The organism is Streptomyces sp. NPDC051180, assembly GCF_040689545.1.
Classification (GTDB): Bacteria; Actinomycetota; Actinomycetes; order Streptomycetales; family Streptomycetaceae; genus Streptomyces.
Window position 1 is genome coordinate 182,496 of sequence record NZ_JBFBBC010000005.1, and the last position, 12,774, is coordinate 195,269.

Consider the following 12,774-nt stretch of genomic DNA (forward strand, 5'->3'; position numbering starts at 1 on the left):
TCCTCAGCCCGCCGTGCGGACGATCCGCTCCTCCCAGGTGCGGTGGAAGAGGACCTCGCCGCCCTCCTTGCACACCACCTCGTTCCGGGTGAAGAAGGCGTCCGCGTCGCAGGAGATCTCCGAGCGGGTGTCGACGGTGCAGTCCCAGGCGAGTTCGGGCCGGTGCAGCCGGATCGACCACTCCGAGCGGGTCCGGGCGGACAGCGGCCCGCTCTCGTCGATCGTGTACGTCTCCACGGCGTCCTCGGTGAACTCCAGGCCGTCGGGGTACACGCGCGTGCCGCCGTACTTCGGGTCGACGTCCAGCCGCCACTCGCCCTTGGCGACGTCCCGGACCACCACCCGCTCCGGGCGGGGCTCCTCCAGGGTGCTCGGGTAGACGACGCCGAGCGGCGCGGACTGCTCCGGCTCCTCCCACTCCACGGCGTCCTCGGTGGGGGCGCGCACCGGCAGGGTGAGGTGCGAGCCCGCCGGGTCGAGGGTGAAGCCCGCCGCGTCGGGCTGGGGCCAGATCCACGGCCAGTACGTGGAGGAGACCGCGAGGCGGACCCGGTGACCGGGCGGGAAGGTGTGCCCGATGGCGTTCAGCTCGAAGTCGAAGCTCTCCGTCTCGCCGATCTGCGCCTCCACGGCCCGGTCGCGGCCGTAGCGGGCGGAGAAGTTGAGCGCGCCGCGGGTGACGAGGGTGGAGGAGCCGTCCGGGGCGATGTCGCAGAGCCGGGCGATCACCTGCCCGGTGGGCGCGGCGCTCCGCAGGGCGAGGCTGACCGACGGCCGGCCCAGGATCTCGATGGGTCCGCCGTCGTCGGGCACGGGGAAGTCGAAGCACGCCGAGTGGGCGTCCTCCTCGCGCTGGTCGGGAGGGAGGTCGGCGTCGTTGCCGAAGGGGAAGAAGCGGCCCGCGTCGAGCCCGGTCTGCTGCGGCGAGTCGACGACCACGGGCTCGCCCTGGAAGCCGTACGTGACGGGGGTGACGTGCGGGGAGGGCCAGGACGGGTCGGCGACCCAGCGGCCGGGCAGCTCCTCGTAGACGGTGGCCGGCGGGTGCGTCTCGCTGATCCAGGAGCGCAGCAGCGGTTCGGCCATCACGTCGTTCTCGACGCCCTTGAGGTGGTGGTCCCACCAGCGCAGGGTCTCCTGGAGGAAGCCGATGGCGGGGCCCGGCGGCAGTCCGCGGTCCGGGTACTGGTGGGACCAGGGGCCGATGATCCCCCGCACCCGGTCCTGGGGGAGGTGCCGGACGAGCCGCAGGACGGTGTCGCGGTAGGGGTCGTGCCAGCCGCCGACGGCGAGGACGGCGGCGCGGACGGCCCCGTAGTCCTCGCAGACGCTGCCGTGCTTCCAGTACGCGTCGCGGGTCTGGTGGGCGAGCCAGGTGTGGATGAGGGGCTCCACGGCCTCCAGGCGCCGCAGCCACATCCCGCGCCACTCGTCGCCGACGTGGGCGGGGTCCGGCGGGCGGGCGGCGAAGGCGAGCATGGTGGCCGCCCAGGCGTGCATGTCGACGCCGAGGACCGAGCCGCCCATGTAGTGGACGTCGTTGTCGTACCGGTCGTCGGTGGAGCAGACGGTGACGACCGCCTTGAGCGGCTCGGGGGCGAGGGCGGCGATCTGGAGCGAGTTGAAGCCGCCCCAGGAGATGCCGAACATGCCGACCTTGCCGGTGCACCACTCCTGCTCGGCGAGCCAGTTCACCACCGCCACGCCGTCGGCGAGCTCGACCGCGTCGTACTCGTCGCCCGGCAGGCCCTCGCTGTTGCCGTGGCCGCGGACGTCGACCCGCACGGAGGCGTAGCCGTGTCCCGCGTACCAGGGGTGGCGCTGGTGGTCGCGGGGCGCCGTCCAGTCGGTGAGCCGGTACGGCAGGTACTCCAGGAGCGCCGGCACGGGCTCGTCGGTGACGGGCCGCCAGACGCGCGCGTACAGCCTGGTGCCGTCCGGCAGGGGGATGCGGACGTCCTCGTGGCGGGTCTCGTACGGGAAGTCGGTGCGGATCTTCATCGCGGTTACCTCGTGTACCTCGGGCGGCCTCAGTGGACGGGGTGCATGGTGCGGCGCAGCCAGGGCGCCAGGGCGATCACGACGAGGCCGACGGCGACGGCCACGGCGCCGTTCACGCCGAAGTAGACGGGCTTGGAGACGTCGTCGTAGAGCTTCACGGTCTGCGCCTGGATGCCGTTGGCGAGCGCGAGGGAGAGGAACCAGAGCGACATCGTCTGGCTGGAGAACGCCTTGGGGGCGAGCTTGCTGGTGGCGGACATCCCGGAGGTCTCCAGGAGGACGTCGCCGAGGCCGAGCAGCAGGTACGAGCCGACGATCCACCAGGCGGCCATCCGGTAGCTGTCGTCGGCGTGGCCCGAGGTCGGCAGCACCATCAGGAGGAACGACAGGCCGCCGAGGATCACCCCGAACGCGATCTTGTTGGAGGCGTGCGGCTGCCGGTGTCCCATCCGGGCCCAGACGCCGGCCACCACGGGGGCGAGGAGGACCTCGAAGGCGCCCAGCGCGGAGGCGTACCAGCTCGCCGGGAAGTCGAAGCCGAGGATGGTCGTGCGGGCGTTGGTGGACGCGAGCAGGATCATCGTCGAGTACGCCTGGAAGAGGATGAAGTTGAAGACCACCGAGGCCAGGAAGAGCACGATGTACGGCTTGAGGCGGCCGCGCTCCTCGGCCGTCACCCGGGGACTGGTGAACATCACCCAGAAGTAGACGACGGGGGCGATCACCGAGATCACGGTGAGCACGTCCACGAACCGGTCCAGGGTGAGCCAGCCCGCGAGGGCGAGCCCGGTGGCGGCGACGGCCACCACGACGGCGCCGACGACGATCGTCCGGACGGCCCGGCGCATGGCGTCCGGGGCGAGGGCGAACTCGGCGGAGTGCTTGCGTCCGGCCAGGTGACGGCGGCCGGCGACGTACTGGATGAGGCCGAGGGTCATGCCGAGCGCGGCGGCCGAGAAGCCCCAGTGGTAGCCCTGGTGGTCGGCGAGCCAGCCGGTGATCAGCGGGCCGGCGAAGGCGCCGATGTTGATCGCCATGTAGTAGAGGGCGAATCCGGCGTCGCGGCGGTCGTCGTCGGTGCGGTAGAGCTTGCCGACCATGGTCGCCACGTTCGGCTTGAGCAGGCCGGTGCCGGCGCTGATCAGGCCGAGGCCCACCCAGGTCATGGCGGCCGTCGGCACCGCCATGGCGTAGTGGCCGCAGGCGATCAGGATGCCGCCCCACAGGACGGCCCGGTAGGAGCCGAGGATGCGGTCGGCGAGCCAGCCGCCGGCGACCGAGACGAGGTAGACCAGGGTGCCGTAGGCGGCGGCCACCGAGGCGGCGTTGCCGGGGTCCATGCCGAGGCCGCCGTCGGCGACGGCGGCGGCGAAGTACAGGACGAGGATGGCCTGCATGCCCAGGAACGAGAACCGCTCCCAGACCTCCAGGCCGGACAGGGTCAGCAGGCCCCGCGGGTGGCCGAGGAAGGCGTGGTCGTCCTCGGGGGGCGGCTGCTCGCCGTTCGGGTCGGTGTCGATCGTTGTTCGGGACAAAACGGCTACTCCTGGTCGTATCAGCTGATCACGAACATACCGGGGGTGACGGGAAGGCGCCCACGGTGATCGAAAGGTGACCGGATACGCTGGCTGGAGTGCATCCAGCGACACATCGACAATCCATGTGATCGTCAGCAGGCGTCAGCAGACAGGAGACCCCCTCGTGACCGTCGTCGGGCCGTTCGGTCTTAGCGTGCGGGACCAGGCTCTTGAGGCCGATGTCCAGACCGGTTTGGCGGCTGTGGAGGCGGGCCTCCTGGACGCCACCAAGAGCGATGTCCCCTTCATCACCGAGGCCGCGCAGCACCTGGTCCTCGCCGGTGGCAAGCGTTTCCGTCCCCTGCTCGTGATGCTCGCCGCCCAGTTCGGCGACCCCTACGCGCCGGGCGTCGTGCCCTCCGCCGTGGTCGTCGAGCTGACCCACCTGGCCACGCTCTACCACGACGACGTCATGGACGAGGCCGACGTGCGGCGCGGTGTCGACAGCGCCAACACCCGTTGGGGCAACTCGATCGCCGTCCTCACGGGTGACTTCCTCTTCGCCCGTGCCTCGCACACGCTGGCGGACCTCGGCCCCGAGGCCGTTCGGATCCAGTCCGAGGCGTTCGAACGCCTGGTGACCGGCCAGATCCTGGAGACGGCGGGACCGACCGACGGCCGGGACCCCGTCGACCACTACCTCGACGTCCTCGGCGGCAAGACCGGCTCCCTCGTCGCCGTCTCCTGCCGCTTCGGCGCCATGATGGCCGGCGCCGACGAGAGCGTCGTCGACACCCTCACCCAGTACGGCGAGCGGCTCGGCGTCGCCTTCCAGCTCGCCGACGACGTCCTCGACATCGCCTCCGACTCCCACGAGTCCGGCAAGACCCCCGGCACCGACCTGCGCGAGGGCATCCCGACCCTGCCCGTGCTGCACCTGCGGGCCGCGGCCGCCGCCCACGGCCGCCCCGAGGACGTCGAGCTCGTCGCCCTCGTCGACGGCGACCTCACCGACGACGACCGGCACGCCGAGGTCCTGCGCCGGCTGCGCGTCCACCCGGCCCTGGAGCAGGCCCGCCGGGACACCGTGCGGTACGCGGAGGAGGCGCGCGCCATGCTGGCGCCGCTGCCCGACGGGTACGCGAAGTCGGCCCTGGGCGAGCTCTGCGACGCGGTGGTCCACCGCGCGGGCTGAGGGGTCCCGTACGCCGCGCGGGCGAGGCCGCCGCGCCGGCGGGTCATCCCGCAGCAGTACGCGAGTTGATCCCGGGGGCTGACGCCTTCCGGCGCCCGCTTTGGTCAGATGGGTACATCGACCACACAGGGCGCACGGAGGTAGCGGAGACCATGGCAGCGAACGAAGCCCGTAGCGAGACCCGTCGCAAGGCGAGCCGGTACGTCGTCCCGGTCGCGGTGGCCGGAGTGGCCGCGGCGACCATCGGCCTCGTCCCGGCGCTCGCGGCGTCCGGTGACCCGGACCTGCCCGAGATCACGGCCCAGCAGCTCATCGAGAAGGTCGCCGCGTCGGACACCCAGACCCTGTCCGGCACCTTCCGGATCTCCACCGACCTGGGGCTGCCGGCCCTCGGCGGCCTGGCGTCCGGCCTGGGCGGCGGCTCGGGCTCCGCCTCCGCGGACCCGTCGGAGAAGCTCACCGAGCTCGTCTCGGGCACCCACACGCTGCGCGTGGCGGCCGACGGCCCCGAGCGCCAGCGGCTCACCCTGCTCGACGGCTCCGACGAGTACAGCCTGATCCACAACGGCGACGACGTCTGGGGCTACGACAGCAAGTCGAACGAGGTCTTCCACGAGAAGGGCGCGGCCGGCGCCCCCGAGGCGGACAAGGAGCTCCCGGGCACGCCCAAGGAACTCGCGGACGAGGTCCTGAAGGCGGCCGGCGACACCACGTCGATCACCGTCGGCGGCACGGCGAAGGTGGCCGGCCGGGACGCGTACCAGCTGGTGATCAAGCCGAAGCAGGCCGGTTCGACGGTCGAGTCGGTGAAGATCGCGGTCGACGCGTCCACCGGCACCCCGCTGAAGTTCACCCTCTCCTCGGTCGAGGGCGGCAAGCCGGTCGTCGACGCGGGCTTCACGAAGGTCGACTTCGGCCGGCCGGCGGCCTCGGAGTTCACCTTCGAGGCGCCGAAGGGCGCGAAGGTGACCGAGGGCGCCGCGGAGAAGGGACCGAAGGGGTCCGGCGACGACCTGCCGGAGGGCTTCGAGGACGGTCTCGGCGGCCTCGGGAAGGGCTTCGGCGGCCTCGGGGACCTCGCGGGCGGCGGCACCGGACCGAAGGTGATCGGCGAGGGCTGGACGGCGATCGCGTCCTTCGACACGGGTGCTCCGGCCCCGAAGACGGACGAGGCGCCGAAGGAGCTCCAGGGCTTCCTGGACTCCTTCGGCGACAAGGTCACCGGCACGTTCGGCTCGGGCACCGTCTTCAAGACGAAGCTGGTGAACGCGCTCCTCACCGACGACGGCAAGGTCTACGTCGGCGCGGTGACGAAGGACGCGCTGGTGAAGGCGGCCGACGCCGCGAAGTGACGGCGTCCGGCCGCGGCCGGGTTGGGACCCCGGGCGGGTCGGGGGCGATGGTCACCGACCCACCCGGGAGTTCTCTCGGGCCCTACGGGAACGTCAGCTTGAAGCCGTTGATGTAACCGGTGTCGGCGCCGGCCTTGTCCTGGGCGCGCAGCTTCCAGACGCCGTTGGCGACCTCGCTGGAGGCGTTGACGGTGAAGGTCTGCTGGATGTTGTCGGCGCTGCCGCCGGAGCGGTTGCTCAGGCTGTAGACCGAGCCGTCGGGGGCGATCAGGTCGACCACGAGGTCACCGCGGTAGGTGTGGATGATGTCCACGCCGACGGCGAGGTTGCTCGGGGCGTTGCCGGTGACGCCGGAGACGGTCACCGAGGAGGTCACCGCGGCTCCGGGGGAGTCCGGGATGGTCACGTCCGCGGTGTTCTCGAAGACCGTGCCGGTGGGCGGCGTGGTGGCCCCGGAGAGCGTCCAGATCGCGTGGGCGATGGCGTCGCTGTTGCGGTCGAGGGCGGTGTCGTTGATGTTCGCCGTCGTGTCGCAGGACGAGTGGTAGCAGCGGTCGAACGCCTGACCGGAGGTGCCGCCCCACTTCTGGGCCTGGGCCGCCGTCTTGGTGTAGTCGGCGCCGGTGAAGAGGCCGCCGACCGGGATGCCGACGTTCTTGAACGGGGCGTGGTCGGAGCGGCCGTCGCCCTCCGTCTCGATCTCCGTGGCGATGCCGAGACCGGCGAAGTAGTCCTTGAACGTCTTCTCGATGGTGGGGTCGTCGTCGTAGACGAAGTATCCCGGGTTCGGCGAGCCGATCATGTCGAAGTTCAGGTAGCCCTTGACCTTCGAACGCTCGGTGCTCGGCAGGTTGTTGACGTAGTACTTCGAGCCGATGAGACCGAGCTCCTCCGCGCCCCACCAGCCGAAGCGCAGGTGCTTGGTGGGCTGGTAGCCGGCACGGGAGACGGCCAGGGCCGTCTCCAGGACGGCGGCGGAGCCGGAGCCGTTGTCGTTGATCCCGGGGCCCGAGGTGACCGAGTCGAGGTGCGAACCGGCCATCAGGACCTGGTTCGGGTCTCCGCCCGGCCAGTCGGCTATCAGGTTGTAGCCGGTGGCGCCGCTGGAGGTGAAGGTCTGCAGGGTGGTGGTGTAGCCGGCGGCGTCCAGCTTGGCCTTCACGAAGTCGATCGACGCCTTGTAGCCGGTACGGCCGTGGGCGCGGTTGCCGCCGTTGGAGGTGGCGATCGACTGGAGGTCCGTCAAGTGCTGCTTGACGTTGGCCAGCGAGATGTCGGGCGCGGCCGCGGCGGCCTGCGAACCGGCGGAGGCGGTGCCGGTGAGTCCGCCGAGCGCGAGCGCCGCGAGGGCGGCGGCCGCGGTGATGCGTCTGGGCACGGAGATGTTCATCTGTGGGGGCTCCGGATTCCGAACGGGGATGGGACGGAACGTGCGAGACGCCTCGGGCTTGGGTGCCACGAGGCGCTGGAGCTGTGCGAGTGCATGTGCGGTGTTCAGTTGTGCTGTTGTGCGTGCTGAATGTTCAGCGAGATTTTGACTCCGCGTCAAGAGCGGAAACCGGTCAGCCCCGTTCGCTCACCGGACGCACCTCTCCGTACCCCCCTCCCTCTTCCCTCTTGTTCCGTCCGTGCCCCTGCCCCCCCTGTTCGCTCAGTGCACGCAGAACTCGTTGCCCTCGGGGTCGGCCATGACGACCCAGGAGCCGGAGGGCTCGTCGACGCGGCGCAGGACCGTGGCGCCGAGGGCCCCCAGACGGTCGACCTCCGCGTCGCGGGTGCCCGCCTCGGGGTGCAGGTCCAGGTGGAGGCGGTTCTTGGTGGTCTTCGGCTCGGGAACGCGCTGGATGAGCAGGCGGCGGCCCAGGCCCCCGCCGGTCACCGGGTCGTGGGGGTCGTCCGGGTGGCGGACGGCGGCCAGGTCGCGCCAGGCGAGACGGGCCCGGTCGGTGCCCTCGTGGAGGGTGACGGTCGCCTCGGCGGGGGCCGCCCCCAGGTCCAGGAGGCGACGGATCTGCGGGTCGTGGTCCTCCTCCAGGTAGCCGAGCGCGGCCGCCCAGAAGGTGGCCTGGGCGTGCGGGTCGGCGGCGTCGAGCACAAGCTTCCAATGGATCGCTGTCATGTAACTCGTTATAGTGGTTACGTGACCGAGTCCGCCACCGGAACCACCCGATCCGCCGGAATGACCCTCCGGCCCCGCCACGGCCAGAGCTTCCGGTTCGACGCCGGCGCGCTCTGCCTGGAGCTGCTGCTCACCGGCGGCCGCGGCCCCGTCGCCTCCCAGTACGAGACCCTCGACCGCGTCGAGGGTCTCCACGACTGGGTGCGCGACTGCCGGCTGCCGCCCGGCCTCGCCGTCACGGTCACGGACGCCGAGCTGGCCGCCGTACGGGACACCCGGGACGCGCTCTGGGACCTGGCGCTCGCCCGCGCCGAGGGGAGGGCCCTGCCGCCCGGTCCCCTGGAGGTCCTCAACACGGCCGCCGCCGGAACCCCGTTGGCCGCCCTCGTCGCCGCCGACGGCACCCGCGCCTGGGCCCCCGGCGCCACCGGTACCGGCCTCCTGGCGACGGTCGCCCGCGACGCGGTCGAGCTGTTCACCGGGGCCTGGGCCGACCGCGTCAGGACCTGCGGCGCCGACGACTGCGCCCTGCTCTTCGTCGACACCTCCCGCCCCGGGCGCCGCCGTTGGTGCTCGATGGACCGGTGCGGCAACCGGCACAAGGTCCGGGCGCACCGCGCCCGCACCCCCGCGCAGGAGGAAGGCTGAGGGGCCGGGACGGCGTACGGGTGGCAGGCGCCGTCCCGGGACGGAACGGGACGTCCGCCGCGCCCCGCAGGCCGTAGGGTCGGGCTCCCGGACCTCCGGTCCCCGCCGCCCCGAAGGAGCGCACGCCCATGCACATCGCCGTACTGGGAACGGGTGAGGTCGGCCGTCGCCTCGCCACCAAGCTGGCCTCGCTCGGGCACGAGGTCACCATGGGCTCCCGCACCGCGGACAACGCCGAGGCCGTGAAGTGGGCCGAGGAGCACGGCGGCGGACACGGCACGTTCGCCGACGCCGCGGCCCCCGCCGAGCTGGTGGTCAACGCGACAGGCGGGCTCGTCTCCCTCGCCGTCCTGCAGGCCGCGGGCGCGGACAACCTGCGCGGCAAGGTCCTCGTCGACGTGTCCAACGCGCTCGACTTCTCGGAGGGCTTCCCGCCCAAGGTGGTCACCCCCGAGGGCGGCAGCCTCGCCGAGCAGCTCCAGCGGGCGTTCCCCGACACCCGCGTCGTCAAGACGCTCAACACCATGACCAACACGGTCATGGTCGACCCGGACCGGGTCCCCGGCGCCCACAACGTGTTCCTCAGCGGCGACGACGAGGCCGCGAAGGCCGTCGTCGCCGGTCTGCTCGGCTCCTTCGGCTGGCCGGCCGACCGGATCGTCGACCTCGGCGACCTGTCCAGCGCCCGCGCCACCGAGCAGCTCATGCAGCTGTGGCTGCGCCTCTACGGGGTGCTCGGCACCGGCGACTTCAACCTCGCCGTCTCCGTCGCCGGTTCCTGAACGACCAGGTGGCCCAGGAGGCCGTCGGGGGTCGGGTACGGCTCCTCGCGGGGCAACAGCCGGCCCGCGGCCTCCGGCTCACCGGCCCGGACGAGGCCGTGGACCTCGTGGGCGAGCGCGGTCACGTCGGTGACGCCGACGGTCCACTCGTCCGCGTACGCGCGGGACGCCTCGCCCGAGAGGCCCAGCTGGAGCGACCGGTACGGCAGCGGCCGCAGGCGGAGGTCGCGCTCGGGATCCCACTGGACCCGGGCCGGGGCCTCGCGCAGCCGTCGCCGCCAGCCGTCCCGGTCGGGGTGGAACCCGTGGACGTAGTGCGAGAGGCAGGCGTTCCGCAGCGCCCACTCGAAGCCCTCACGGGCGATCTCCACGGCGAGGACGGTCTCCTGGCCCTCCTTCGCCCCCCAGCCGGAGCGGTACATCATCCACAGGAACGACGGCTTGACCCACGTCATCCGGTCCCGCTTCCAGGCGGCCGGAAAGCGCCCGTCCCGGGCCGCGGGCAGCCCGATCGCGGGCGGGTACGCCTGGTAGACGGTGACGGTGTCCGGGGTGTGGAGCGCCCGGATCCGGTACGTCGGCTCTTCCATGGGCCCAGGGTGCTCGGCGGCGGCCACGCGGGGCCACCGGATTTCCGGGCCTTCGGGCACTCCGGAGCTCGGGCCGGGGGCCCTCCGACTGCGACCGACGTCACGGCCGGGGCGCCCCCGTACGGGCCTAATGTGGGGGGATGAACGATTCGCCCGGCTGCCCGCTGATCGGCGTCGCCGCCACGTACATGCCCCGGCTCGCGGAGTTCGCCTCCGCGCCGGGGCTCGTGGCCGCCGTCGACCAGCACGCCGCGGCGGTGCGCGAGGCGCTCGTCCCGGCGCCCCGCCGCGGCCGGCCGAACCCGGCCCCGCGGCGCGAGGAGCTCGCCGACTACGTCCTCGGGTTCACCGACCGGCTCTCCGAGGTCGAGTGGACCGAGCCGGCCGGCCACGACTTCGCCACCCTCCGGCTGACGGCGGTCTGCTGGCTGATCCGCGAGCACGACCTGCTGGCCGGCTGAGGGCCGACCCTCCGTCGCCGGCCCGGGGTCAGCCGCCGGCCCGGGCCGGCGGCGGGGAGGCCGCGATGTCGGCGTCGGCCGGCGTGGAGGGCGGGGTGTCGCCGTCGGCCGGTGCCGCGGGCGGGGCGTCGGCGGCCGCCGCGGCCTTCGCCGCCTCGATCTCGGCCCTGCTCCGCCGGCCGGTGCGCAGGGCGTCCCAGGTGAGCAGCGTCAGTGCCAGCCAGACGAGCGAGAAGCCCGCCCAGCGCTCGGCCGGCATCGCCTCGTGGAAGTAGACGACCCCGAGGAGGAACTGGAAGGTCGGCGCCAGGTACTGGAGCAGGCCCAGCGTCGACAGCGGTACGCGGATGGCGGCCGCGCCGAAGCAGATCAGCGGGACGGCCGTGACGACACCGGTGGCGGCGAGGAGGGCGGTGTGGCCGGCTCCCTCGGTGCCGAAGGCCAGGGTGCCCTGGGTGCCGAGCCAGACCAGGTAGGCCAGGGCGGGCAGGAACTGGACGGCGGTCTCCGCGGCGAGGGACTCCAGGCCGCCGAGGTTGACCTTCTTCTTCACCAGGCCGTAGACGGCGAAGGAGAACGCGAGGGTGAGCGAGATCCACGGCGGCTGCCCGTACCCGATCGCGAGGACCAGGACGGCGGCGAAGCCGACGCCGACGGCCGCCCACTGCGCGGGGCGGAGCCGTTCCTTGAGGACGAGGACCCCGAGGGCGATGGTGACGAGGGGGTTGATGAAGTAGCCGAGGGACGCCTCGACGACGTGCCCCGTGTTCACGGACCAGATGTACAGGCCCCAGTTCACCGTGATGACGGTGGCGGCGACCGTGATCATGCCGAGCTTGCGCGGACTGCGCACCAGCTCGCGTATCCAGCCCCAGCGGCGGAGCGCGAGCAGGGCCACGCCGACGACGACCAGGGACCACACCATCCGGTGGGCGAGGATCTCGACCGCGCCCGCGGGCTTCAGGAGCGGCCAGAAGAGCGGGACCAGGCCCCACATCCCGTAGGCGCCGATCCCGTAGAGCAAGCCTGCTCTTCCTTCGTCATCCGTCTTCACCGGACCTCCTGCCCCGCGCCGCGCTGTCCTGTCGAAGGTAGCGCCGCACGGGGCGGGTTGTCATGCCCGTACCGCGATACGGTCATGACCCCGTTACGCGGAGGCCAGCGCTTCCTTGATCGTCACGGCGATCGGGGTGGTGGGGCGGCCGATGAGGCGGGCCAGATCGCCGGTCTGCAGGGCGAGCGCGCCGTGCCGGACGGCCCGGTCGACGTCGACCAGGATCTCGGCGAAGACCTGCGGGACTCCGGCGCCGGTGAGGATCGCGAGGTGGGCCTCGGCGGGGACGTCGCTGTAGACGATCTCCCGGCCGGACTGCGCCGCGACCTCGGCCGCGTACTCGGCGAGCGACCACGCGGTGTCGCCGCTCAGCTCGTACGCCCTGTTCAGGTGCTCCTCGGCCGGTCCGGTCAGGACGGCGGCCGCGGCGGCGGCGTAGTCGGCGCGGCTCGCGGAGGCGATCCGGCCGTCGCCGGCGTTGGCGACGACGGCGCCGTGCGCCAGGACCGGGGCGAGGTTGGCGGTGTAGTTCTCCGTGTACCAGCCGTTGCGGAGGAAGGTGTGCGGCAGGCCCGAGGCGAGGATCAGCCGCTCGGTCTCCTTGTGCTCGGCCGCCAGGTCGAAGTCGGCGTCGTCGCCGCCGAGGACGCCGGTGTACGCGAGCTGGGCCACCCCCGCCGCCCGGGCCGCGTCGATCACGGCGCCGTGCTGCGCCACGCGCTGCCCGACCTCGCTGCCCGAGATCAGCAGCACCCGGTCGCCGGCCTCGAAGACCTCCGCCAGCGTCTCCGGCCTGCCGTAGTCGGCGATCCGCAGCTCGACGCCGCGCTCGGCCAGGTCGGCCGCCTTCTCCTTGTTCCGGACGACGGCGGCGACGGTCCCGGCGGGGACGGTGGCGAGGAGGGCGTCGATGACGAGACGGCCCAGCTGGCCGGTGGCTCCGGTGACGACGATGCTCATGATGCTTCCTCTTCCCGAGGGGGTGCGGTGGGCGATGCACTCACCGTACGTCGGGCGCTAACCTTTCGTAAGTACCCACTTTGAAGTAAGGTACT

12 protein-coding genes are annotated in these 12,774 nt (G+C 72.4%); 5 read left to right on the forward strand and 7 right to left on the reverse strand.

Annotation, left to right across the window (positions count from 1 at the left end; translation table 11 throughout):
* Positions 1 to 3: 3 nt before the first annotated feature.
* A complete protein-coding gene (locus tag AB0424_RS12100; protein WP_366304434.1) occupies positions 4 to 2,001 on the reverse strand; it encodes a CocE/NonD family hydrolase in 1,998 nt (665 codons plus the stop codon).
* A gap of 29 nt (positions 2,002 to 2,030) precedes the next feature.
* Positions 2,031 to 3,536: a peptide MFS transporter gene (locus tag AB0424_RS12105; RefSeq protein ID WP_366304435.1), complete on the reverse strand. Its 1,506-nt coding sequence runs from the start codon at positions 3,534 to 3,536 to the stop codon at positions 2,031 to 2,033.
* Between the two features lie 166 nt (positions 3,537 to 3,702).
* On the opposite strand from AB0424_RS12105, the gene AB0424_RS12110 reads away from it, so the two are divergent.
* Together AB0424_RS12110 and AB0424_RS12115 are read left to right on the forward strand one after the other, a co-directional pair.
* Positions 3,703 to 4,713 (forward strand): polyprenyl synthetase family protein, encoded by a 1,011-nt coding sequence (locus tag AB0424_RS12110; RefSeq protein WP_366304437.1) that lies wholly within the window; start codon positions 3,703 to 3,705, stop codon positions 4,711 to 4,713.
* Between the two features lie 152 nt (positions 4,714 to 4,865).
* Positions 4,866 to 6,065, forward strand: a complete 1,200-nt coding sequence (locus AB0424_RS12115) for a sigma-E factor regulatory protein RseB domain-containing protein (RefSeq protein WP_366304439.1) — start codon at positions 4,866 to 4,868, stop codon at positions 6,063 to 6,065.
* Between the two features lie 82 nt (positions 6,066 to 6,147).
* Here the strand turns inward: AB0424_RS12115 and AB0424_RS12120 are convergent, their stop codons facing one another.
* Together AB0424_RS12120 and AB0424_RS12125 are read right to left on the reverse strand one after the other, a co-directional pair.
* Positions 6,148 to 7,455: a M28 family metallopeptidase gene (locus AB0424_RS12120; RefSeq protein ID WP_366304441.1), complete on the reverse strand. Its 1,308-nt coding sequence runs from the start codon at positions 7,453 to 7,455 to the stop codon at positions 6,148 to 6,150.
* 261 nt (positions 7,456 to 7,716) lie between these two features.
* Positions 7,717 to 8,184 (reverse strand): VOC family protein, encoded by a 468-nt coding sequence (locus AB0424_RS12125; protein ID WP_366304443.1) that lies wholly within the window; start codon positions 8,182 to 8,184, stop codon positions 7,717 to 7,719.
* 60 nt (positions 8,185 to 8,244) lie between these two features.
* Between AB0424_RS12125 and AB0424_RS12130 the strand changes: the two genes are divergently transcribed.
* Positions 8,245 to 8,832 (forward strand): ABATE domain-containing protein, encoded by a 588-nt coding sequence (locus tag AB0424_RS12130; RefSeq protein WP_366304777.1) that lies wholly within the window; start codon positions 8,245 to 8,247, stop codon positions 8,830 to 8,832.
* 128 nt (positions 8,833 to 8,960) lie between these two features.
* Positions 8,961 to 9,614, forward strand: a complete 654-nt coding sequence (locus AB0424_RS12135) for an NAD(P)-binding domain-containing protein (RefSeq protein ID WP_366304445.1) — start codon at positions 8,961 to 8,963, stop codon at positions 9,612 to 9,614.
* On the opposite strand, the gene AB0424_RS12140 is transcribed toward AB0424_RS12135, so the two are convergent.
* Positions 9,557 to 10,204: a DUF4291 domain-containing protein gene (locus AB0424_RS12140; RefSeq protein ID WP_366304446.1), complete on the reverse strand. Its 648-nt coding sequence runs from the start codon at positions 10,202 to 10,204 to the stop codon at positions 9,557 to 9,559. The two genes, AB0424_RS12135 and AB0424_RS12140, sit on opposite strands and share 58 nt — an antisense overlap.
* Positions 10,205 to 10,344: 140 nt before the next feature.
* On the opposite strand from AB0424_RS12140, the gene AB0424_RS12145 reads away from it, so the two are divergent.
* The gene (locus tag AB0424_RS12145) at positions 10,345 to 10,665 is read left to right on the forward strand and encodes a DUF6401 family natural product biosynthesis protein (protein ID WP_366304448.1); all 321 of its coding nucleotides are present in this window, start codon (positions 10,345 to 10,347) and stop codon (positions 10,663 to 10,665) included.
* 28 nt (positions 10,666 to 10,693) lie between these two features.
* Here AB0424_RS12145 and rarD read toward each other — a convergent pair whose 3' ends face one another.
* Together rarD and AB0424_RS12155 are read right to left on the reverse strand one after the other, a co-directional pair.
* Entirely contained in the window at positions 10,694 to 11,719 is a 1,026-nt protein-coding gene (gene rarD, locus AB0424_RS12150; RefSeq protein ID WP_366304450.1) for an EamA family transporter RarD, read from the reverse strand.
* A gap of 93 nt (positions 11,720 to 11,812) precedes the next feature.
* Positions 11,813 to 12,679 carry an SDR family oxidoreductase gene (locus AB0424_RS12155; RefSeq protein WP_366304452.1) on the reverse strand — a complete coding sequence of 289 codons (867 nt, stop codon included), beginning with the start codon at positions 12,677 to 12,679 and terminating at the stop codon, positions 11,813 to 11,815.
* Positions 12,680 to 12,774: the final 95 nt, after the last annotated feature.

Coding starts and splice junctions, on each gene's coding strand:
- AB0424_RS12100 (WP_366304434.1), bottom strand. CDS start 2,001: ATGAAGATCCGCACCGACTTCCCGTACGAGACCCGCCACGAGGACGTC.
- AB0424_RS12115 (WP_366304439.1), top strand. CDS start 4,866: ATGGCAGCGAACGAAGCCCGTAGCGAGACCCGTCGCAAGGCGAGCCGG.
- AB0424_RS12120 (WP_366304441.1), bottom strand. CDS start 7,455: ATGAACATCTCCGTGCCCAGACGCATCACCGCGGCCGCCGCCCTCGCG.
- AB0424_RS12125 (WP_366304443.1), bottom strand. CDS start 8,184: ATGACAGCGATCCATTGGAAGCTTGTGCTCGACGCCGCCGACCCGCAC.
- AB0424_RS12130 (WP_366304777.1), top strand. CDS start 8,245: ATGACCCTCCGGCCCCGCCACGGCCAGAGCTTCCGGTTCGACGCCGGC.
- AB0424_RS12135 (WP_366304445.1), top strand. CDS start 8,961: ATGCACATCGCCGTACTGGGAACGGGTGAGGTCGGCCGTCGCCTCGCC.
- AB0424_RS12140 (WP_366304446.1), bottom strand. CDS start 10,204: ATGGAAGAGCCGACGTACCGGATCCGGGCGCTCCACACCCCGGACACC.
- AB0424_RS12145 (WP_366304448.1), top strand. CDS start 10,345: ATGAACGATTCGCCCGGCTGCCCGCTGATCGGCGTCGCCGCCACGTAC.
- AB0424_RS12155 (WP_366304452.1), bottom strand. CDS start 12,679: ATGAGCATCGTCGTCACCGGAGCCACCGGCCAGCTGGGCCGTCTCGTC.